General features: G+C 67.0%; 20 protein-coding genes and 1 other RNA gene. 7 read left to right on the plus strand and 14 right to left on the minus strand.

Annotated elements, in window-relative coordinates; genetic code table 11:
* Positions 1-113: 113 nt before the first annotated feature.
* From KZZ07_RS03365 to KZZ07_RS03385, 5 genes are all read right to left on the minus strand, one after another.
* Positions 114-2,045 (minus strand): autotransporter outer membrane beta-barrel domain-containing protein, encoded by a 1,932-nt coding sequence (locus KZZ07_RS03365; protein WP_219512281.1) that lies wholly within the window; start codon positions 2,043-2,045, stop codon positions 114-116.
* A 156-nt stretch (positions 2,046-2,201) separates the two neighbouring features.
* Positions 2,202-2,801: a recombination mediator RecR gene (recR, locus tag KZZ07_RS03370; RefSeq protein WP_219512282.1), complete on the minus strand. Its 600-nt coding sequence runs from the start codon at positions 2,799-2,801 to the stop codon at positions 2,202-2,204.
* 1 nt (position 2,802) lies between these two features.
* The gene (locus KZZ07_RS03375) at positions 2,803-3,870 is read right to left on the minus strand and encodes a TraB/GumN family protein (protein WP_219512284.1); all 1,068 of its coding nucleotides are present in this window, start codon (positions 3,868-3,870) and stop codon (positions 2,803-2,805) included.
* A gap of 3 nt (positions 3,871-3,873) precedes the next feature.
* Positions 3,874-4,218: a YbaB/EbfC family nucleoid-associated protein gene (locus tag KZZ07_RS03380; RefSeq protein WP_219512286.1), complete on the minus strand. Its 345-nt coding sequence runs from the start codon at positions 4,216-4,218 to the stop codon at positions 3,874-3,876.
* A 136-nt stretch (positions 4,219-4,354) separates the two neighbouring features.
* Positions 4,355-6,100, minus strand: coding sequence for a DNA polymerase III subunit gamma/tau (locus tag KZZ07_RS03385; protein ID WP_370631065.1), 1,746 nt, complete (start codon positions 6,098-6,100; stop codon positions 4,355-4,357).
* A 249-nt stretch (positions 6,101-6,349) separates the two neighbouring features.
* Here KZZ07_RS03385 and KZZ07_RS03390 point away from each other — a divergent pair, with 249 nt between their 5' ends.
* A complete protein-coding gene (locus tag KZZ07_RS03390) occupies positions 6,350-7,879 on the plus strand; it encodes an ankyrin repeat domain-containing protein (RefSeq protein ID WP_219512288.1) in 1,530 nt (509 codons plus the stop codon).
* A 217-nt stretch (positions 7,880-8,096) separates the two neighbouring features.
* A complete protein-coding gene (locus KZZ07_RS03395) occupies positions 8,097-8,654 on the plus strand; it encodes a protein-tyrosine phosphatase family protein (RefSeq protein WP_219512289.1) in 558 nt (185 codons plus the stop codon).
* Between the two features lie 60 nt (positions 8,655-8,714).
* Here KZZ07_RS03395 and ffs read toward each other — a convergent pair.
* Positions 8,715-8,814, minus strand: an RNA gene (gene ffs, locus KZZ07_RS03400) — signal recognition particle sRNA small type.
* Between the two features lie 85 nt (positions 8,815-8,899).
* Here ffs and KZZ07_RS03405 point away from each other — a divergent pair.
* Positions 8,900-9,994, plus strand: a complete 1,095-nt coding sequence (locus KZZ07_RS03405; protein WP_219512290.1) for a THUMP domain-containing class I SAM-dependent RNA methyltransferase — start codon at positions 8,900-8,902, stop codon at positions 9,992-9,994.
* A 16-nt stretch (positions 9,995-10,010) separates the two neighbouring features.
* Here KZZ07_RS03405 and KZZ07_RS03410 read toward each other — a convergent pair whose 3' ends face one another.
* The 4 genes from KZZ07_RS03410 to KZZ07_RS03425 form a co-directional block, all read right to left on the minus strand.
* On the minus strand, positions 10,011-11,081 hold the full coding sequence (locus KZZ07_RS03410; RefSeq protein WP_219512291.1) for an alpha/beta hydrolase family protein: 1,071 nt from the start codon (positions 11,079-11,081) through the stop codon (positions 10,011-10,013).
* Between the two features lie 108 nt (positions 11,082-11,189).
* Positions 11,190-11,528 (minus strand): hypothetical protein, encoded by a 339-nt coding sequence (locus tag KZZ07_RS03415; RefSeq protein WP_219512292.1) that lies wholly within the window; start codon positions 11,526-11,528, stop codon positions 11,190-11,192.
* Positions 11,529-11,594: 66 nt separating this feature from the next.
* Complete coding sequence (locus KZZ07_RS03420) at positions 11,595-12,233, minus strand: HAD family hydrolase (protein WP_219512293.1); 639 nt, start codon at positions 12,231-12,233, stop codon at positions 11,595-11,597.
* A 91-nt stretch (positions 12,234-12,324) separates the two neighbouring features.
* Entirely contained in the window at positions 12,325-14,304 is a 1,980-nt protein-coding gene (locus tag KZZ07_RS03425; RefSeq protein WP_219512294.1) for a bifunctional 2',3'-cyclic-nucleotide 2'-phosphodiesterase/3'-nucleotidase, read from the minus strand.
* Positions 14,305-14,482: 178 nt separating this feature from the next.
* Here KZZ07_RS03425 and nudC point away from each other — a divergent pair, with 178 nt between their 5' ends.
* From nudC to KZZ07_RS03445, 4 genes are read left to right on the plus strand one after another with little or no spacing between them, the layout of a single operon-like run.
* Complete coding sequence (gene nudC, locus KZZ07_RS03430) at positions 14,483-15,448, plus strand: NAD(+) diphosphatase (protein WP_219512295.1); 966 nt, start codon at positions 14,483-14,485, stop codon at positions 15,446-15,448.
* A 59-nt stretch (positions 15,449-15,507) separates the two neighbouring features.
* A complete protein-coding gene (locus KZZ07_RS03435) occupies positions 15,508-15,969 on the plus strand; it encodes an SRPBCC family protein (RefSeq protein WP_219512296.1) in 462 nt (153 codons plus the stop codon).
* A gap of 60 nt (positions 15,970-16,029) precedes the next feature.
* On the plus strand, positions 16,030-16,824 hold the full coding sequence (locus tag KZZ07_RS03440) for a DUF4198 domain-containing protein (RefSeq protein ID WP_219512297.1): 795 nt from the start codon (positions 16,030-16,032) through the stop codon (positions 16,822-16,824).
* The gene (locus KZZ07_RS03445) at positions 16,821-18,221 is read left to right on the plus strand and encodes an FAD-binding oxidoreductase (protein ID WP_219512298.1); all 1,401 of its coding nucleotides are present in this window, start codon (positions 16,821-16,823) and stop codon (positions 18,219-18,221) included. Before KZZ07_RS03440 ends, KZZ07_RS03445 begins: the two co-directional genes overlap by 4 nt.
* 200 nt (positions 18,222-18,421) lie before the next feature.
* Here the strand turns inward: KZZ07_RS03445 and iolB are convergent, their stop codons facing one another.
* From iolB to iolE, 4 genes are read right to left on the minus strand one after another with little or no spacing between them, the layout of a single operon-like run.
* On the minus strand, positions 18,422-19,246 hold the full coding sequence (gene iolB / locus KZZ07_RS03450) for a 5-deoxy-glucuronate isomerase (RefSeq protein ID WP_219512299.1): 825 nt from the start codon (positions 19,244-19,246) through the stop codon (positions 18,422-18,424).
* Positions 19,247-19,262: 16 nt separating this feature from the next.
* Positions 19,263-20,429, minus strand: coding sequence for a phytanoyl-CoA dioxygenase family protein (locus KZZ07_RS03455; protein WP_219512300.1), 1,167 nt, complete (start codon positions 20,427-20,429; stop codon positions 19,263-19,265).
* Positions 20,426-20,644: a hypothetical protein gene (locus KZZ07_RS03460; RefSeq protein WP_219512301.1), complete on the minus strand. Its 219-nt coding sequence runs from the start codon at positions 20,642-20,644 to the stop codon at positions 20,426-20,428. Before KZZ07_RS03460 ends, KZZ07_RS03455 begins: the two co-directional genes overlap by 4 nt.
* Before the next feature lie 3 nt (positions 20,645-20,647).
* Positions 20,648-21,547, minus strand: coding sequence for a myo-inosose-2 dehydratase (gene iolE, locus KZZ07_RS03465; RefSeq protein ID WP_219512302.1), 900 nt, complete (start codon positions 21,545-21,547; stop codon positions 20,648-20,650).
* Between the last annotated feature and the right edge of the window lie 10 nt (positions 21,548-21,557).

The raw sequence follows: 21,557 nt of genomic DNA on the forward strand, positions 1-21,557 counted from the left end.
TCCTGGCCCTATGGGCCAGATCGCCCCGCCCGCCGTCCCACCAAGGGCGCCCTCCTAGGGGCGCCTTTTTTCTTTGCGGGGTCCGTGTCAGTGGGTTTGCCCCGGGCAGCGCCTCAGAACTGCATGCCCAGCTTGATCCCCCAAGAGGTGTTGTCGTCACCGTCGCGTGAGACCTCGACGCGCCCTTTCAGACCATTGCCGCCGGTGGCAAAACTGGCCCCCAGGGCCAGGGCGTTGCCGCCGCTGACGTCGGCCGCGTCGAAGGTCGTGCTGGCGCCGCCGAGCGAAAAGGTGATTTCGTCGGGATTGCCGCCGAAGCTGGTCAGGGCCAGGTAGGGCCGCATGGACATGTCGTTCATCTGCATCGGCAGGCCCATTTCGACGCGCAGCGCGGTGGTGGTCGTCGTCCGTTCGCTGATCTTGCCGCCGGCCAGTCCGGACAGGTCGTGGCGCTCTGTCGTGTGGCGCAGATAGTCCCCCTGCATCACCAGGTCGATGCCATAACCGGCGGTCGGGTTTTGCCACAGCAAGCCGCCGCCACGCAGGCTGACGCCCAGAAGTTGGCCGTCGAAATCGGCGCTGCCGGTATGGGTGTCCGGGCTGTTGATCTTGTTGTGGGTCCGCCCGGCATAGATCGCGGCGTCATAGCTGAACCGCCCGCGCTCTCCGGTCAGGCCGAGGCCCACGAAATATGACCTGATCCGCGTTTCGGTCACGCCATCGTCCAGGTCGCTGGCGCCCTGGCCGTAGCCCACGAAGGGCGAGACCCCGTGCCAGCCGGTGCCAAAGCCGACCGCGATACCGCGTGTCGCGTAATCCGCCCCCTGGGACCTGTCCGGCGCGATGGTGCCTGCATTGGCGAAGGTGCCCAGCCACGGCCCCCGCGCCACCTGGAAATCCAGCACGCTGCCGCCGATCCCCATGCCCAGTTCCCGCGACAGCCGGTCGGGTGAGGACACCGGCGCCTCGTCGACGACGATCAGCGTCGGCGCGGTGATCACGGCGGCAGGTTTCGCCGCGGGCGCGGGGGCGGCGTTCAGCAGGACAAAGCCGCCGCCCCGAACGGTGATCGTTTCGGGCACGGTGGTGCCGAAGGTCAGCACCTGCGCCCGACGGGTCAGGACGGCCAGCGTGTCGTTGCCCGCCCCCATCTCGATGGCGCCGGAAACCGCGCTGCCGTCCAGCAGCCGCAGGATGTCGTCGCCGCCACCCAGGTTCACCGCGACACCGCCACGCCCGATCAGCGTGCCTTTGTTCACGATCTCCTGCACCGCGAGGTCGGCGGCATCGGTGTTGATGGCGATAGTGCCCTCGATGCGGCCGGTGTTCAGGACAAAGGACGGACCGGCGGCAGGCGCGTCGAAATCGATGCCGTCCTGGGCGCCCAGGCTGATCAGCCTGCCGTGATTGGTGATCTTGCCGCTGTCGAGGTCGATGGCGTCCTGGTTGCCGGTCGACTGGATCAGGCCCGAGTTGAAGATGTCGGCGAAATTGCCCGCGTTCACGCCGTCGTCGCCGGCGATCACGGTGCCGGTGTTGGTGACCTGCGCGAAATCGACGTTGACGTTGATCCCCTCGTCGGGGGCGGTGATGGTGCCGTTGTTGATGACCAGCGGGCGCTCTTCAAGCTGCAACCCATCGTCGTCAAGGCTGGTGATCACGCCGTTGTTGATCACCACGCCATCGTCGTCGATGTTGATGCCGTCGCCGCCGACACCGATCACGGTGCCGTTGTTGGTGACATGCACATCGTTGTCGCCCTGGATGCCGTGATCGCCCGGGCCGCGCACCGAGCCGTCATTGACGATGACCACATCGTCATCCACCCGCAGCCCCCGGTCGCCGCCATCGATCACGCCCGTCGAGGTGACGGTGATGGTGCCATCGTCGAAACTGCCATCCTCGATGCCAAGGCCGGTGCCGGCGCAGATGACATCGTCACCGTCCGCGGGATTGGACGGTACGCAGGCGGATTGGGCAAAGGCGCCGGCAGGCAGGAGCGCCATCAGCGCGGCAACAAGGGCGAGGGGGGAAACGCGATTCATGGAAATACCTGGACTCACTTGGTGAAAATCGGAACGGGGCCAAGACCCCTTTTCGGTCCGGCGGCTACGCGGCCAGTGTAACAGTTTCATGTGCGCACTCATGGACCCTGTGACCCTGTTGTCCGGTGCGGCAAACGGGCAACGTGGGCGGCCATGTTACAACCGCTTGCGCGCGTTCAGGGCGGCGGTGATCGTGCCGTCGTCCAGGTAGTCCAGTTCGCCCCCGATCGGCACGCCCTGCGCCAGAGAGCTCAGCTGGATGCCCCGGTCTTCCAGCTGGTCGGCGATGTAATGCGAGGTGGTCTGACCGTCGATCGTGGCGTTCAGGGCCAGAATCACCTCTGTCACGCCCTCGGCCTCGATCCGTTGCAGCAGTTGCGGGATACGCAGGTCCTCGGGGCCGACGCCGTCCAGCGCCGAGAGCGTGCCGCCCAGAACGTGATAGCGCCCCTTGTAGGTGCCGCCGCGTTCCATCGCCCAGAGGTCGGCGACCTCTTCGACGACGCAGAGCAGCCCGTTGGCCCGTCCCTCGTCGGCGCAGATCGGGCAGATGTCGGAGGTGCCGACATTGCCGCAATTCAGGCATTCGCGGGCGCGTTCGGCCACATCCGCCATCGCCTTGGCCAGAGGGGCCAGCAGGATCGCGCGCTTGCGGATCAGGTGCAGCACCGCGCGGCGGGCAGAGCGGGGCCCAAGGCCGGGCAGGCGCGCCATCAAGTCGATCAGGTGTTCGATCGGGTTGGCATCGCGGGCCATGTCAGGGCGCCTCGCCCGGCAGCGGGACACGGGTCACGTCAAAACCCTCGGCCCGCAGCAGTTCGATCATGCCGTTTTCGCCGGGCAGGTGGAAATTGCCGACCCCGATGAAGACCCCGCCGCGGGTCAGCGCATCGCGGGCGGCGTTCACGAAATCCTCGTTGCGTTCATTCACCAGGTAGTCGGTCATCCGGGCATAGAGCGCGGGCCCCTCGTTGCCGAGCGCGGCGGTGACCTGTGCCTTGTCCCAGGCCATCATCAGCCCGACCTGGCCGGTCCGGTACAACGCCAGCGCAGAGGCGCGGGCCTCTGGCGTGGCGCCGGGCAACAGGTAGACGGCGTAGGTGCCGATGATCGCTCGGGCCAGATCCTCGTTTCCGGGGGTGTTCAGCTTGGCCGACAGGCGGTCGCTGTTTTCCAGCGGCAGGACGGGGATGCCCTCGATATGGGCGAGCGTCTGCAGATAGCTGTCCTGAGAGGGCAGGACCCCGGCAGAGAAATCCTCGCAAGGGTCATAGAGCAGAAGTTCGGCCAGGGTGCCCAGCTTGAGTTCCGGCAGGGCGTCGCGCGACCAGCCCAGAGCGCCCAGTCGGGTCACAAGATGCTGTTCGAACCGTTCCGGCAGCTCCAGATCGCGGTAGGCCGTGACCGAGCCGTCGGCGCGATAGACATCGTCGCCGCGCATGTAGGCGTCATGGCTTTCACGGTCCGGAAAGGTCGGGTCGATCTCCAGGCCCAGTTGGTCCGCGCCGGTCAGCGCCTTGCGCACCGTATCGGGCAGGTCCAGCACGCTGCGGTGGCTGCTGTGCATCGTCCCCCAGAGGTAAGAGACAGCGCCATCCGGCGCCATGATGCGCCAGAACCGCCCGGTGGCATTGGGGATCGCGGCGGCGCGCGCCTCCAGTTCGGCCCGGCCCTCGGGGGCAAAGACCTCGTCGTGGATCTCGATCCAGGGCGGAAAGCAGAGATCGCGCGTGGCCCAGTCCTGCGCCACGGCCGGGGCCGCGGCGGCAAGCAGGCCAAGGCAGGCGAGCCCGCCGCGCAGCAGATCCCGAACCCGCCCCGTCATGGATCAGAACGGCAGTTTCATGTCGGCGGGCAGGCCCATTTCCTGGGTCAGTTTCTGCATCTCGGACTGGGCGCGCTCACTGGCGCGGGCCTGTGCGTCCTTGATCGCGGCCAGGATCAGGTCCTCGGCCACTTCCTTTTCCGAGGGCACAAAGATGCTGGGGTCGATTTCAAGGCCCGTCAGCTCGCCCTTGGCGGTGGCGGTCGCCTTGACCAGGCCGGCACCGGATTCGCCGGTCACGGTCATGCTGGCCAGCTCTTCCTGCATCTCGGCCATCTTGGCCTGCATTTCCTGCGCCTGTTTCATCATCTTGGCCATGTCGCCAAGCCCGCCCAAACCTTTCAGCATGTTCTGTCTCCCGAGTAGATGGACCGCCGACCTGATGGCGCGGTGAAAAGAATGCTTGGTCTACATATCGCAGCCACGGCGCCAATGAACAAGCCGCTGGCGCGTCGTCAGGCGGTGTGAGCGGCGAATAGGTGCGTCATTCCTCGAAGGGATCCCATTCGTCCTCGACCTCTGGCAGGGCTTCTTCCAATGCCTCGGTCGCCGCCTCCTGCGCGGTGCGGATGTTCGTGATTTTCGCAGAGGGAAAGGCCGCCAGCGCGGCTTGCACCAGGGGGTGTTCCTGCGCCTCGGCCTTGAGCGCCAATTCGGCGGCATCGCGGCGTTCGACCACCGTTGGCGTCTCGCAACCGTTGACCAGGATCACCGCCCAGCGGTTGCCCGTCCAGCGTTGCAGCGCCGCGCCAAGCCGTTGGGCCAGATCGGGGGTGGCATTGTCCGTCGGGGTGAACTCGATCCGGCCAGGCTGATAGGCGGCGAGCCGCACCGACCCTTCGACCTCGACCAGAAGTTTGACGTCGCGATTGGCGCGGATCAGTTCAAGCACATGGTCGAAGGTGGGGTAGCGGGCCAGCGCCTCGACGGCCTCGGCGGCAAGGGCGGTCACCGTGCCACCACCGGGGGCGCCGCCACCACGCGGTGCATGGGCCTGCGGTGCATGCGTCATGCCGCCAGCGGGACCGGCGGGCGCGCCGCCGGGGCCGCCGTTCGGCGCGGGCGGTGGTGGGCTGTCCTGCAGCCTGCGCATCAGTTCCTCGGGCGAGGGGCCCTCGGCCACATGGGTCAGCCGGATCACCGCCATCTCGGCGGCCATCATCGCAGAAGGCGCGTTCGCGACCTCCTCGATCGCCTTCAGAAGCATCTGCCAGGCGCGGGCCAAGGCGCGCATCCCCAGGCCATCGGCAAAGGCTTGTCCGCGCCCGCGCTCATCGGGCGAGACGGTGGGATCGTCGGCGGCCTCCGGCGTGATCTTGACCACGGAGATCCAGTGCGTCAGCTCGGCCAGGTCGCGCAGGACCGCCAGCGGGTCGGCGCCATCGGCATATTGCGCCGACAATTCCTCCAAAGCGCCCGCCGCGTCGCCGCGCATGATGCGTTCGAACAGGTCCATGACCCGTCCCCGGTCGGCCAGGCCCAGCATGGCGCGCACCTGCTCGGCGGTGGTCTCTCCGGCGCCGTGGGAAATCGCCTGGTCCAGCAGTGAGGTCGCATCGCGGGCCGAGCCTTCGGCGGCGCGGGTAATCAGCGCCAGCGCCTCCTCGGTGATCTCGGCCTCTTCGGCCTTGGCGATCTTGCGCAAGAGGCCGATCATGTCCTCGGGTTCGATCCGGCGCAGGTCGAACCGCTGGCAGCGGGATAGCACCGTGACGGGCACCTGCCGGATCTCTGTCGTGGCGAAGATGAATTTCACATGGGCCGGCGGTTCTTCCAGCGTCTTCAAGAGCGCGTTGAACGCGCTCTTGGACAGCATGTGCACCTCGTCGATGATGTAGATCTTGTAGCGCGCGCTGGCCGCCCGGTAGTGCACGCTGTCGATGATCTCGCGGATGTCGCCCACGCCGGTCCGGCTGGCGGCGTCCATTTCCAGGATGTCGACATGGCGGCCTTCCATGATCGCCACGCAATGTTCGCATTTCCCGCAGGGCTCGGTCGTCGGCCCGCCGTTGCCGTCCTCACCGATGCAGTTCATGCCCTTGGCGATGATCCGCGCGGTGGTCGTTTTCCCGGTGCCGCGGATGCCGGTCATGATAAAGGCCTGGGCGATACGGTCGGCGGCAAAGGCGTTTTTCAGCGTGCGCACCATCGCGTCCTGCCCGACGAGATCGGCAAAGGTCTCGGGGCGGTACTTGCGGGCGAGCACCTGGTAGGCGGGGGCGTCGGTCATGGGGGTCCTGTCTGGTCTCGCGGCCAAGGTAAGCGCTGCGCGCCGGGCCGTCCACCGCCCTCTGACCGCAAGAGCGCAGGAGTGGCTTGATTTCCGCGCGGTGACGCGGCACATCTTGGACAGGCCGCTTGCCGGGGGCCTCCTGATCCGCGGAAAGCACCTGCGCCGGCCGATACGGAAGACCACCGATCATATGGTTTTCTCTGGCCCGACTTGGCGGATCGCGGGCCGTGACGGAGGAACCCGATCATGACCGAGCTTTCGCTCGATTGCCTTCGCTTTGAGGCCAAGCGCCTGCACCGTGCCTATATCGCACGTGAGGTCTGGGCCGTGCAGCGCGTGCAACAGCACCCGCCAATGCGCGATCCCGACAGCCTGCGGCGGGCCGATTTCCTGCATGTGATCGCGCAGGAAAACGGTTTTGCCAGCTGGCCGCGCCTGAAACTCGCCGCCGAGACGACGGGGCTGGACCGCGCCGCGAAACTGCAGCGGCTGAAGATCGCGCTGTTTCACGGCCAGACCCCGGTTGCCGAGGCGCTGTTGACCGATACGCCGGACCTTGCCGATGGGGCCTTTGGCCTGGAATGCGCGCTTTACCGGCGTCAGGCGGTGGCTGCGGCACTGGCCCGCGATCCGGGCCTTGCCACGCGGACCCTGGGCCCGCGCCGCCCGATCCTGCACCTGGCCTATTCTCGCTGGATCAAGGCCCGCCCCGAGTTGGAAACCGACATGCTGGCGGTGGCGGACCTGTTGCTGGCGCATGGGGCCGATGTGAACGACGGCTTTCCCGCCGCCGAGGGCGAGGATCACCTGCTGTCGGCGCTTTACGGGGCAATCGGTCACGCGGACAACATGGTTCTGGCCCGCTGGCTGCTGGATCACGGCGCCGACCCGAACGACAACGAGTCGCTCTATCACGCCACCGAACTGGGCCATCATGACGGCTTGCGGATGTTGCTGGAGGCCGGGGCCGATCCGCGTGGCACCAACGCGCTGCTGCGGGCAATGGATTTCCATGATCGCGAAGCGGTCGATATGCTGCTGGCGCATGGCGCGCGGCCGGATGACTTCAACCCCGAAGAGGTGGGTGGCGAAGCGCCCTGGGTCGTGCCTGCCTTGCACCAGGCGGCCCGTCGTGGATGCGACCGGCGCATGGTGGACATGCTGCTTGAGGCGGGTGCCGACCCGAGCCACAGATACCTGGGCGCCACGGCCTATGCCTTTGCCCGCGTGCATGGCAACCGCGCCGTGGCCGAGGCGATCGAGGCGCGCGGAGCGGCGACCCCGCTCAGCCGCGAGGAGAGCCTGTTGGCCCGCGCCGCCGAGGGGCAGGACAGCCCGGGCGAATACATCGACCCGGCGCGCCTACCCGCCGCATATGCCAACATCCTGCGCGAGACGCTGCACCTGCCGGACCGGCTGCCGGTGCTGGAACGGCTTGTGGCGCTGGGTCTGCCCTGGGATCTGCCGGATGGCCTGGGGATCACCCCGGTGCAGGCGGCGGGCTGGGAGGGGCTGCCCGATGTGATGGGGTTCTTTCTGCGGCTGAAACCCGACCTGTCCCACGTCAATGGCTATGGCGGCACGCTGCTGTCCACCATCCTGCACGGGGCCGAGAATGCGCCTGACCGCGACAGCCGCGATCACATCGGTTGTCTCGAAATGGCGCTGGCTCACGGCGTCGCCCTGCCTCGGCGCGAGATCGGCTTTGCCGGACGCGAGGACATTCGCGCCTTCCTGGAGGACTGGGCCGAGTCGCATCCCGGGCAGGTGGTCTGAGCCGGGCTGCGCCTTCGGGCGCGGGCCTTTCCGTGGCATTCTGAACGCACTACGTGAAAAATTGGCCGCAAGTGCCCGACTCTGGTGGGGATTGCCCGGGTTGGCCTGTCCGAATCGCTAGGCCGGTCCGGACAGGCGTGTATTATCCCCGGTGGCGGAAATCCGCGACCGTGGGGGCGGTCGTCGGCACCGTCGCTGCCGATTGGGGAGACATCGCATGGTCGAGGATGAGCAGAAAGCAGCCGGCACCGCCGGACCTGTCGTTCTGCATGTCCTGCCCGTGGGGGGCGGCATCGTCGCCTTTTCCCAGCTGCCCGGCGCCGGGGGCGACTATCGCGGCGATCTCGAACACCTGTCCAGCTGGCGTCCGGCGATGGTGATCTCGCTCGTCAGCCATGTCGAGATGCTGGAGGCCGGGGCCAAGACCCTGGGCCAGGACGTTCAGGACAAGGGCACGCGCTGGGTGCATATGCCGATCAAGCGCGGCGAGGCGCCCAATGCCACTGTCGAAGAGGCCTGGCCAAAGGTCAGCACCCAGGTGCGCAAGGCGCTTTTGGGCGGTGGGCGCGTCATGCTCCATAGCCGTGACGGCAAGGGCCGGTCGGGCATGATGGCCTTGAGGCTGATGATCGAGGCGGGCGAGGCCCCGGACGAGGCCGAGGCGCGTCTGCACTCGGTCCAGCGGGGGGCCTTTCTCGAATCCTGGCAGCGCAACTGGTCGCTCAAGGCCGAGCGTGAGCCGGTGCCCTTCGTGAGACACGCCCGGTCGGGCTGATTTTCCTGTTTTCGGTCGGGTTGGAAAGGCAACGGCCCGGCGCTTGCGCACCGGGCCGATTGAGGTGAGAGATTGTAACGACCCAAGCGGGGCTCGTTACGGCTGCTTCCTTCCGGACCTGACCGGGTTGGCGAGGCGCTTGCCCGCACAACCTCTCGACCGTCTATCTAAGACCCCGGCGCGGATTTTGCAATGGGGTGCGATGCACTCTCCCGTTTGCCGCGCGCTGCGTTTATGAGGGCGGGATGGATGAGACATTCGAGATTTTCGCAAGCGTGCCGCCGGGGCTGGAACCGCTCCTGCTGGACGAGGTCCGCGCGGCGGGATTCGCGCAGCCTGCGCAGGTGCCGGGCGGCGTGACCTTTCAGGGCGGCTGGGCCGAGGTTGCGCGGGCCAACCGGGAATTGCGTGGCGCCGGGCGTGTCTTGGCGCGCTTTGCCAGCTTCCGGGCGATGCATCTGGCGCAACTGGACAAACGGGCGCGGAAACTGGACTGGGGCGCGGTCTTGCGGGCCGATGTCCCGGTGCGTGTCGAAGTGACCTGCCGGAATTCCAAGATCTATCACGACCGTGCCGCACGGCAGCGCGTCGAAGGCGCCATCGCCGAGACGGTGGGGGCGCCAGTTCTGAAAGAGGCCTCGGACGAGGCGGTGCGGATCATGCTGCGGATCGAGGACGACCTGGCGGTTTTCTCGGTCGATACCTCGGGAGAGCCGCTGCACCGGCGGGGCCTGAAGCAGCAGGTGGGCAAGGCCCCGATGCGCGAGACGCTGGCGGCGCTGTTCCTGCGCGCCTGCGGCTATGACGGGACAGGGCCGGTGGTGGACCCGATGTGCGGCTCTGGCACCTTTGTCATCGAGGCGGCGGAAATCGCCGCCGGGCTGGCGCCGGGCCGGGCGCGGAGCTTTGCCCTCGACCGTCTGGCGATCCCTGTGCCGGAGGCGCCGCAGCAGGTGCGGCGCGAGGTCGGCGCCCGGTTCTTCGGGTCGGATCGGGATGACGGGGCGATCCGGATGAGCCAGGCCAATGCGGACCGGGCCGGGGTGGCCGACCTCTGCACCTTTACCCGCGCGGCGATCAGCGATCTACAGCGGCCCGAGGGGCCGCCGGGGCTGGTCATGGTGAACCCGCCCTATGGCGCGCGGATCGGCAACCGCAAGCTGCTGTTTGCGCTCTATGGCAGTCTTGGCGCCGTCTTGCGGGACCGGTTTGCGGGCTGGCGGCTGGGCATGGTGACCTCTGACGGCGGGCTGGCCAAGGCCACGGGCCTTGACCTGACAGCCGGCCCGCCGGTGAGTTTCGGCGGGCTCAAGGTCAAGCTTTACCAGGCGTATCTGTAACGGCGCGGACCCGGCCTCACTCGACCTTGTCGAAGGCCTGGGTAAAGGCGGATGTGACCATCTCGATCATCTGCGCGTGCAGGTCAGCGCGGGGCTGGCCGGTGCCGTCGGGACAGATCGGGTCCTCGATGCCCTGCGCCAGTGCCGTTTCGGCGGCGCCCGGCTTGCACGCGGGGAACATGTCGGCGTGGGTGGCGCCCTCGATCACCGCGTAATCGGCCCCGGGGATGCCCTGTGCCAGCGGTGCCGCCCGCAGCGTCGCGGGAATGTCGGCTTCCTGGCCCAGGTTCACCAGCGCGACCGGCACCGCCACCTCTGCCAGGCTGTCCGCCGCAAAGACATCCGCCGGGGCCGGGTCTATCGCCATGACGAAGCCGATCCGATCGTCCGAGTTGTCGCGGCCCGCCACCGACATGTCCATCGCGTGCAGGTCGACGCCGCTCATCCGGACCCAGGCGCAAAGCGAGGGGTTGCGGTCCTCGGCGTCGCAATACCCGGCCAACAGTTCCGGGTCGAGCCGGGGACCGGCCAGCCCCAGGGCGCTGTTGCCGCCCATCGACAGGCCCAGGGCACCGATCCTGTCCGGATCGGCATGGGCCTGCAGATCCGGCGCCGCTTGCAACGCGTCCAGCGCGCGCGACAGGTCTGCCGGGCGTTGCCACAGCTTCATTGTCTGTTCCGCCGACCGCTCTGGCCCGGTGTTGCCGGGATGGGTGGGGGCGGCGACGATGAACCCGGCCTCGGCCAGCGGGGCGGCAAGCCAGCTTGCCGCCGAAGGGCGTCCGCCCAGGCCCGCGCCATGCGACAGCAGGATCACCGGATGTTGGCCGGGCGCAATCGGCGCGCCTTGCAGGGAGGCGGTGCCCTGGAAAAACAGGGTTTCGCCCAGCGTGACGGGGCTGCCGCCGCTTGCCGCGGGATACCAGACCGTGACGTCCAGCTCTGTCCCGCGCTCCGCCGAGGGGACGGTGAGTGTCCGCACACCCGCGGCAGGGTCATCCGCGAATGCCGTGCCGGCGGCAAGCGACAGGGACAGAGCGGCAGTCAGGGCCGCGCAGGCCCTGGATACTGGGATTGAAATACTCATTACTGGCCTTTTGGTTGGTGTCCTACCGTCGTCATCGCGGCAGCCTGCAGTCACACAGCTATGTGGCCCGCTCCCGTCGTGCAATGGCGGACACGGCCCCGCGTCAGCCTATTCGCGGCTCAGCCCGCCGGGGCAGAAGAACCGGGTATAAAGACCGTAGCAGGTGGCCGTCATCTTGTAGCCCTTGATGTCGATCCGCGCATAGAGGTAGCGGTCCTCATAGGTCAGGTCGATGCCCGACATCAGCAGATCGGTACAGGCGCGGTTATCGGCCCGGCACAGCAACAGCGCCGCCGCGTCCAGGCCGGACTTGCCGTCCAGCTCCTCGTTCGCGACGGTCAGTTGAACCTGGCGCCGCAATTCCGCCTCGGCGGCCTCTGGACCGGGCTTGGTGAGATAGGCGCCGATCAGCGCCATGACGATCATGCCGAGAAGAAAACGATACATGGCGGTTCCATTGTGTGACCTGGTTGCCTGATGGAGTAGGCGAGCGCGCGGCTCTGCGCAAGCGCGTCAGAGCAGGCCCGCCAGCTCTGCCCCCTGCAGCAGGTCATCGGCCAGGTGGTGCGCGTGCCGCCCCGACGGGGGCACAAGGTCGGGCACCTGCACCACGGTCATACCGGCGGCAAATCCGGCCTCCGCGCCGGTGTTGCTGTCCTCGAAGACAAGGCAGCGGCGCGGGTCCGCACCCAACCGGCTGGCGGCCAGCAGGTAGGGTTCGGGTGCCGGTTTGGGCAGGTTCACACAATCGCGGGTGACGACTACCTCGAACCGCCGGGCAAGATCGGATTGCGCCAGCTTGTGTGTGGCAGAGGCGCGGCGCGACGATGTGGCGATGGCCACCGGCGTTGCCTGCGCCGCAAGCCGGTCCAGCAGGTCGATCGCGCCGGGTTTGAGCGGGATGCCCTGATCCGTCCGGCGGCAGTCCTCTTCCAGCCAGTCGGCGTGGATCGCGTCGAAATCCAACGCGCCGAAATGCTGTTCCAGGATCGCGCGTCCGGTGTCATTGGCGGTGCCGACCAGCTGCAGAAAAATCGCCTCTGTAAGGTCGGCGCCGTGGCGGGCCAGCACCCGGCGCCCGGTGACGAAAGCAAGGCTTTCGGTATCGACCAGCGTTCCGTCCAGGTCAAAGATCACGGCATCATAGGGCATCTGGTTTTCCGGTTCGCGCATTTTCGGCCAAGGCCTAGACGGAAAACGGGCGGCCCGTAAGCCGCCCGCCATAACGTTTCGTGTCGTGGTCTTACAGCTGTATGCGGAACAGCGCGAAGCCGTCGGCGCCTTCGCCCGCGTCCTCGATGGTCACGCCCTTGACGTCATCGGCATAGTCGCGCGCCTTGGGGCCGGTCTCGAACAGGACCGTGGTGCCCTCCATCGGTTTGAAGGACCAGTTGGCATCGGCGGAGGGGTTGATGGTGCCCTGTTCGACGATGTAGCGCACGATCACGTCGCGGTTGGTGTCGGGCGCCTCGAAAATAACCGTGTCGCCCTTGGCGCCGGGGAAATCTCCGCCGCCCGAGGCGCGGTAGTTGTTGGTGGCGATCACGAATTCCATGTCCGCCGTCACCGGCTCGCCGTTGAACATCAGGTTGACGATGCGGTTGGCGTCCGGGTTTTCCAACGCGCCCTTGGGGCCGAATTTCGACGGTTGGCTGAGGTCGATCTGGTAGGTCACGCCGTCGATCACGTCGAAGTTGTAGGACGGGAAGGAGGGGTTCAGGAGCGGTGCATCGGTTGCGCCCGGGTCGACCTGGTTGAACATCCCCGCCGAACGTTCCAGCCAGTCCTTGACCTGTGCACCCGTCACCTTCACGGCACGCACGGTGTTGGGATAGAGGTAGAGGTCGGCGACGTTCTTGATCGCCACGGCGCCCGTCGCGACGTCGGTGTAATACTCCGGTCCGCCCCGGCCCCCGGCCTTGAAGGGGGCGGCGGCCGACAGGATCGGCAGGCCCTCGTACTCGGTCCCCTGCATCATCTGTTCGATGTACCATTTCTGCGCGATCGAAACGATCTGGACCGAGGGATCGTCGGCCACCAGCGCGAAATAACTGTGCAGCGGCGCCGAGGTCTGGCCCACGGCACGGCGGACGTAGGCCAGGGTTTCCTCATGCTCCTTTTGTGTCGCGTCGATCACCGGCTGGTAATCGTCCACAAGCGCGGTGATGGACCGGTCCTCGTTGCGTTTCGAGATCGGGCGCGCCTCGGACATGGTGTTGACCACGCGCCAGGTGTTGCCGTCGCGTTCCAGCAGAAGGTCGATCAGCCCCATGTGCGAGCCCCAGAAGCCGCCCATGACCGCGGGCTTGCCGTGGATCGTGCCCTTGTCCGCGTCGACGGCGGCGAAATCGGCATAGGTGGGCGAGGGGAAGACAAGGTGCGAATGTCCGGTCATGACCGCGTCGATGCCCTCGACCCCGGCCAGCGGAACGCTGGCGTTCTCCATGCCGTCCGTGTGATCGGCGGACCCGATGCCCGAGTGCGACAGGGCCACGATGATTTCCGCCCCCTGTTCCAGCATCTCGGGGACGTAGGATTTCGCCGTCTCGACGATGTCGCGGGCGGTCACGTTGCCATCCAGATGCTTGCGGTCCCAGTTCATGACCTGCGGCGGGGTAAAGCCGATCACCCCCACCTTTATCGGATGGGTCTCGCCAGCGCCATCGGTCAGCATCCGGTCGAGGATGACATAGGGTTTGAACAGCGTCTCGTCCTCGCGCGCGGTCGCGCCCTGGGACTTGGCGATGTTCGCCAGGACCACCGGGAAATCGGCGCCCGCCATGCTCTTCATCAGGAAGTCGAGGCCGTAGTTGAACTCATGGTTGCCGATGGTGGCCGCGTCAAAGCCCAGCGTGTTCATCGCGGTCACGACCGGGTGCATGTCGCCCTCTTTCATGCCGCGTTCATAGGCGATGTAATCGCCCATCGGGTTGCCCTGCAGGAAATCGCCATTGTCCAGCAACATGGTGTTGGTCGCCTCGGCGCGGATGCCCTCGATGATCGAGGCGGTGCGCGACAGGCCGACGGTGTCGCGCGGCTTGTCGGCGTAATAGTCGTAAGGGTGGACGTGGACGTGGATGTCCGTGGTTTCCATGATGCGCAGATGCGCCTGGTTGGCCGCCGCATGGGCCGAATAGGGATGCAAGACGATCAGGGCGGCCCCGGCGGTGGAGCTGGCAAGGAACTGGCGCCGCGTGAGACGTGCATCAAAGGACTGTGACATGGTTTTTCCCAAAGTTTGGCTGCATGACGGGTTTGATCCGGAAATTCCAACAGTGATGTGACGCTAGCACGATTCTTTCGGACCGCGATGGGCTTACCTGGGGGAAATCGCACCGGCTTTGGGTTTGCATCCCGGTCCCGGGCGGGCAAATGTGCGGGGCGCTGGAACGGGGGACAGGATGCGGCACGCGGAAGAGGTGACATTCGGGGGATCCGGGCTGGATCGCGCGGCAGAGATCCGGGGCGACATCGGTGCGCTTGCCGCCGCGATGCAGGACGCGCGGGCGCGCACGATCCTCATCTGGCGCGGCAAGCCGCTGGTCACGGGTGAGGGAATGATGGAGGCCATGCGCCTGCCTCTGGATCACCCGATCCTGGCCGAGGCCGGCAGCCCACCGATCCTTCTGGGTCGTGAAGAGGGCGCGGCGGTCTTCTCGCATGACATTTCGGGCTGGACCCCACCGGAATTCGACGCCGAAGCACAGGCGAGCTTTCTCGATCCCAGCGAATACAGCCACCCCAGCTGTCCCGAGGCCCGCTTTGCCGAGCTGCGCCGGATCATGACCCGGCTGACGCCACGCGACGCCGAATTGGCGGCCACGGCCAAGGCGGTGCACGGCTGGCACGGCAGTCACCGGTTCTGCTCGCGTTGCGGCGCCGAGTCCGAGATGCACCAGGCCGGCTGGACCCGGATCTGCCCGGCCTGCGGCGGGCAGCATTTCCCGCGCACGGACCCGGTGGTGATCATGCTGATCACCCGGGGCAACCGCTGTTTGCTGGGCCGCTCTCCGGGCTGGCCCGACGGCATGTATTCCTGCCTCGCCGGTTTCGTCGAACCGGGCGAGACGATCGAGGCCGCGGTACGGCGCGAGACCTGGGAAGAGGCGGGCATCCGCGTCGGCCCTGTCCGCTACCTTGCCAGCCAGCCCTGGGCCTTTCCGGCCTCGCTGATGTTCGGCTGCCACGGCGAGGCGTTGAGCGACGAGATCACGGTGGACCCGGCAGAGCTTGAAGACGCGATCTGGGTCACCCGCGAAGAGGTGGCCGAGGCGGCGGCGGGCCTGCGCGAAGGGTTGCTGCCCGCGCGCAAGGGCGCCATCGCGCATTTCATGTTGCTTAACTGGATGGCGGATAGATTGGACTGAGACGCGGCTTGGGGTAGGGTGCCGAAAACAGCCGGACAAGATGAGGCAAGAGCAGGCAGATGGAACTCACGGCACGCGAAGATATCGAAGCCCCGCAGGACCGGGTCTTTGCCATGATGGCGGATTTCGACACCATCGAACGGCAGGCCATGCGGCGCGGCCTGGACGTGACCCGCACCGGGGATGGTCCGGGCGCTGGGATGGCCTGGGACGTGGCGTTCCAGTTTCGCGGCAAGCGGCGCGCGGCCGCGATCACCCTGACCGACTACCAGCCGCCGGAGCGGATGGTTTTTGACACCCTGTCGGGTGGGCTGGACATAAAGCTGACGCTGGATGTCGTGGCGCTGTCGCCCACGCGCACCCGGATCAACGTGACCACGGTCATGGCCGCGCGGACCCTGTCGGCCCGTCTGTTCCTGCAATCGATGAAACTGGCGCGCGGCGGCATGGACAAACGGTTCCGCAAGCGGGTGGCCGAACTGGCTGGCGAAATGGAAACAAGGCTGCGCGGCGCGGCCTGATCCCGTTGCGTTGACGTGGCAGGGCGCTAGATTGCGGCAAAAGGCACAAAGGAGCGCCGGATGTTGCGATTGACCTGGGTCCTGGCCCTGCTGGCCGGGCCGCTGTCGGCTCATGAATTCTGGATCGAGCCTGAGGGCTTCGTGATCCCCGACGAAGCGCCTGTCCTGGCGCAGACCCTCGTCGGAACAAAGCTGAAGGGCGCGACCTATAGCTACAACCCCCGCAACTTCAAACGCTTCGATATAGTGACCTCCGCAGGGGTCGAACCTGTCGAGGGGCGGTTGGGCGATAAACCCGCGCTGAACATGGTGCCCGAGGGCACGGGGCTGGCGACAATCGTGCATGTCACCCGCGACTACAGCCTGACCTATACCGAGTGGGAAAAATTCCTCACCTTCGTCGAGCACAAGGATTTCACCTGGGCGCTTGACCGGCACCTTGAACGGGGGCTGGGCCAGGAACGCGTGCGCGAACGCTATTCCCGCCACGCCAAGAGCCTGGTGGCATTGGGTGATGGTACGGGCGCTGACCGCGAGGTGGGGCTCCTGACCGAGATCGTGGCCGAGGCGAACCCCTACACTGACGACCTCTCCGGCGGCCTGCCGGTGCGCGTACTCTACCAGGGCGCGCCGCGCGTGGACGTTCAGGTGGAACTGTTCGAACGGGACCCGGCGGGCGAGGTGACGATCCGCCTTTACCGAACCGACGACAAGGGGCGCGCGACGGTCGAGGTGAAGCCGGGGCATTTCTACCTGGTCGATGCCGTGGTCATGCGCGAACTGGAGATCGAGGACGACAAGGACCCGGCCTGGGAAAGCCTCTGGGCCTCGCTGACTTTCGAGGTGCCGCAATGAGCCTTGTCGAGACGCTGCGCGCCGAGCTGGACGCGGCCGGTGTCCTGACCGGCGAGGACATGGCCGCCTGGTCGCGTGACTGGACCGGACAATATGCCTGGACGCCGCTCTGCGTGGCACGCCCCCGCAGCACAGCAGAGGTCGCCGCCGTCTTGCGCGCGGCCCATGCGGACCGGGTCCCGGTGGTGACGGTCTCGGGCCATACCGGGCTGGCGGGCGGAACCTCGGGCGAGGGGGCGGTGATGCTCTCGCTCGACCGGATGACGCGGATCGAGGAGATCCGCGCCCCCGCAAGGCTGGCGGTGGTCGAGGCGGGCGTGATCCTCAGCGATCTGCACGCCGCCGCAGAGGCCGAGGGGCTGAGCTTTCCGATGACCTTCGGCGCCAAGGGCTCTGCCCGGATCGGCGGCATTCTCGCCACCAACGCGGGCGGGTCCAATGTTCTGCGCTACGGCAACACCCGGGACCTGGTGCTGGGGCTGGAGGCGGTGCTGGCCGATGGCCGCGTGGTCGACCTGATGTCGGAACTGCACAAGAACAACACCGGCTATGACCTGCGCCACCTGCTGATCGGCTCCGAGGGGACGCTGGGTGTCATCACCCGGGCGGTGCTGAAACTGGTGCCGCAGCCGCGCGCCTATGCCACCGCGATGGTGGCAACGGACTCGCTGTCGGGGGCGCTGGAGGTGTTGAATCGACTGCAGGACGTGACCGGCGGCGCGGTCGAGGCCTTTGAATTCATGTCGCGATTTTACATTCAGCAATACGCGCGGATGCACCCCGAGGCGCGGCCGGTCCTCGACAGCGACCATGAGGTGACGATCCTTGTCGAACTGGGCGCCACCGCCCCGCGCGACGCCGAGGTCGGTCCCGACGGGGAGGTGCCGATCGCCGGCTACCTCGAAGAGGTCCTGGGCGAGATGCTGGAAGAGGGCGCGGTTCTGGACGCCGTCGTCGCCCAAAGCGACGCGCAGCGCGAGGCCATGTGGGCGCTGCGCGAGGCGGCGGCCGAGGTGTCCCTGTCGCATGTGCCGCTGGTCAACAACGACATCTCGGTGCCCCTCGACAAGGTCGAAACCTTCCTGGAACAGGCCGGCGCACGGTTGGCCCAGATCGATCCCGCCGCCCAGCCGGTCGTCGTCTCTCACCTCGGCGATGGCAACGTGCATTACCCGGTCTGGATCGGCGACGCTGGCCAGAAGGACGCGGTGATGCAGGCGGTGGAGGACGTGGTTCTGGGCCTCGGCGGATCGTTTTCCGCCGAACATGGCATCGGCCTGGCCAAGCGCCCCTCCATGGCGCGGCGCAAGGATCCCGTGGCGCTCGAGGTGATGCGGGCGATCAAGGCGGCGCTGGACCCGGAGGGGATTTTGAACCCGGGCAAGCTGCTGCCCTGACGGTGGGACGGCGGGGTAAACCCCGCCCTACGCCCTGGCGCGGCGGCAGCACCCGGTCCCGCCCTCGGAGGTGGGGGCGCTGCCCCCGTCGCGCTACGCGCGACTCCCCCGGAGGTATTTGGAGAGAGAAGAAACCTTGGCTCCGGACCCTGGTTTCTTCTCTCTGAAAATACTCGAAAGCCACCTTGTGGCCGGGCGCCTCAGGCGTCGCGCCGGGCGATCCAGTCGTGATCGGGGTGGTTCTGGAACCGCCACTTGCGCATCGGGCCGGCCATGACGTTGAGGTAATACATCTCGTAACCATAGGGCGCGCCGCAGGGGTGATGCCCTTTCGGCACCAGCATCACGTCGTGGTCCTTGACCGACACCGTGACATCCAGCGAGCCGTCCTCGGTAAAGACCCGCTGGTGGCCGTAGCCCTGCGCCGGGTTCAGCCGGTGGTAGTAGGTTTCCTCGAGATAGGTCATCTCGGGGAAGTTGTCTTCGTCATGCCGGTGCGGCGGGTAGGAGGACCAGTGTCCGGACGGCGTGTAGACCTCTGTCACCAGGAGCGAGGAGGCCACGTCGCGTTCCTCCATTGCGATGGGGTGGATGTAGCGCGTGTTGGTGCCACGCCCGCGTTCCACTAGGTCGATGCCCCCGGGACCGATCTGCGCTGCCGGGTAGTCGGCGGTGGCGGGCGCCGAGCAGACGGCCAGAGTGCAGGCCGTGGTGGCCGTTGCCGTCCAGTCGCTGCCCGCAGGCAGGTAGACCGCGTGCGGCGGGAGGCGGTCAAAGACGCTCGTGCGCGCGCCCAACTCGCCGAAGTCCTGGCCGCCGCCGCTGATATGCGCCTTGCCCTCGACCAGCACCAGGATCACCTCACGGTCGCCGGTCTGGCCTTCGGCGCGCTGGTCGGCGGTCAGCCGCCACAGGTCAAAGCCGACATAGCCCCAGTCAGGGCTTTCCGAGGTGCGGGCATTGTTCACGGTGATCTCGTGGACCTTGCCGCTGGTGCCGGTGGGTTTGCGGAGAAGCTGGGTCATCTTGTCCTTCCTGGGGTCAGGGCTGGCGGCGGGCGTCCTGGTCTGCAAGCGCCTGCGCAAAGGCCTCGGGCGAGAGCTCTTCGGACAGGGCGCGGTGGAACAGGGCGTTCTGGGTTTCGGGGGCAAGCCCGCCCAGCGGCGGGTCGCTGTCGAGGTTGGTGGGAAAGGAATAGCCTTCGGCGGCGGCGGCCACGGCGGCGGCAAGGGACTCGTCCCCCAATCGCCCCGCAGCGCGCAGCGCCTGGATCGCCGGGTAGAGCGTGCGGCACATGGCCGTGCGATCCACAGTCTCCATCGCCCGGCCAAACGCCGAGGAGACCTGAAGCAGGTTCGCCATGCGCTCGATATCGCCGCTGCGGTTCTCGCCCGCCGCGTGGAACAGCGCGGGGTTGAAAAAGACCGCATCGCCCTTTGCCAGCGGCAGCTGGATATAGTGTTCCTCAAAGAAGTCGCGGAAATCCTCGCGCCGGTAGGCCATGTATCCGGGGCGGAACAGCTGCGAGAAGGGCAGCAGCTTTGTCGGGCCGCTTTCGATGGGCATGTCGCAATGGGCCACGGCGCCCTGCAGGGTCATCACCGCTGACAGGTCATGCACATGCGCCGGGAAACGCGCCGCCACCTCGGCGGTCTGAAAGCCAAGGTGATAGTCGCGGTGCGCCGATTGCGCCTGTCCGCCTGGGCGGACCAGGTTCACTTGCGCCGTCATCTGGTAGAAGGGGCCCAGCCAGGCCTCGCAGACGGCGGCAATCGCGGCATTGCCGTAGTAGAGCGCGAAGCCTTCCGGGTCTTCCATGCAGTGTTTCTGCAGCGAATTCCAGATCCGCGCATTCGACCCCGCCTTGGCGAAATGATCGCCCGCGCCCAGCCCGGCCTCGCTCTCGCGCGCGATGATGCTCTCAAAGACCACTGTCGCCGCGTCGATGGGGGCGGTGTCGGCAAAAGCGCCTTTCAGCGCCAGGACACCCGCCGACTGGCCCAGGACAAAGCCCCATTCCGCCAGCAGTTCGGCGCGCTGGGCGGGATCGCCCAGCGTTGCCTGCAAGGAGGCCACGTCATAGACCGGCACGTTCTGCTCCACCGCCGAGGCAAACCGCAAGTCCGAGGCAGAGAGGCTTTGCCCGGTCAGCCGGGCGAATTCTGCAAGGTCACAGGACGTGACGTCGAAATAGGCCGTATCTTTCATGACGATCCTCCCTCGTCGGTGTATTTCTTCCGGATCGCCTCGGCGTCGAAGGCGACAAAGAACTGGTGCGCGCAATAGGACCCGATGGCGCCGAACAGGATCGACCAGCCGGGATTGCCCCAGCTGAGTTCCAGCAGCGCCCAGCCCAGGCAGGCGGCCACCACTGCGATGCGGCGCCAGAGCGGGATGAAGAAGGGGTGCTGGACGTCGAACATGGGTCAGCCCCTGTCCAGCCCGGTGGCGCGGGCCGTGTCCCGCAGCGTCGTCAGGCCAAGGGTCTGGTATTTCACCGGGTTGCGCAGATCCGGGTCCTGTTCTGCCTCGATCACCAGCCAGCCGTCATAGCCGGTGTCGGCCAGGATCTGCAGGCAGGGGGCAAAGTCGATTGCGCCCTCGGCATCGCCGGGCACGGTAAAGACACCCCGGCGGACGCCTTCGAGAAAGGTCAGATCCTCGCCCCGGACCTGGTTCATGACGTCCTCTCGGACGTTCTTGGCGTGGAAGTGGCGCACGCGCGCGGCGTGGCGGGCCAGCACCTCTGCCGGGTCGCCACCGCCGAAAAAGCAATGCCCGGTGTCAAAGAGCAGATGCGTGGCGGGGCCGGTGGCCGCCATCAGCGCGTCGATGTCTTCGGGGCTCTCGACGATGGTGCCCATGTGATGGTGATAGACCAGCGTCAGGCCCTGCTCGGCGGTGAACTGTGCAATCTCTTCGAGCCGGGCGCCGTAATCGGCCATGTCCCGGGCCGAGAGCCGAGGGCGCTGCGACACGGGCGTGTCCTGCGAGCCATGCACGGTGTTTGAACATTCCGCCGCGATGCAGACGGTACAACCGTTCACTTTCAGCATGTCCAGGTGGGGTTGAATTGCCTGTTTCTCGTCCTCGACAGAGCGCGCGCAAAGTTCCAGCGAATACCAGGCAGAGGGCAGGACAAGGCCGTGGCTGCCCAGCAGCTCCTTGAGCGCCTGCGGATCGGAGGGCCAACGGTGGCCGCCCTCGATCCCCTCGAACCCGATTTCGGCGGCCTCGGACAGGATCTGGTCGGTGGGGATATGGGCGCCAAGCGTCTGGTCGTCGTCGTTGGCCCAGGCGATGGGGTTGGTGCCGTAGCGGATCATTGGCGTGTCT

The organism is Mameliella sp. CS4, from assembly GCF_019392335.1.
GTDB lineage: Bacteria > Pseudomonadota > Alphaproteobacteria > Rhodobacterales > Rhodobacteraceae > Antarctobacter.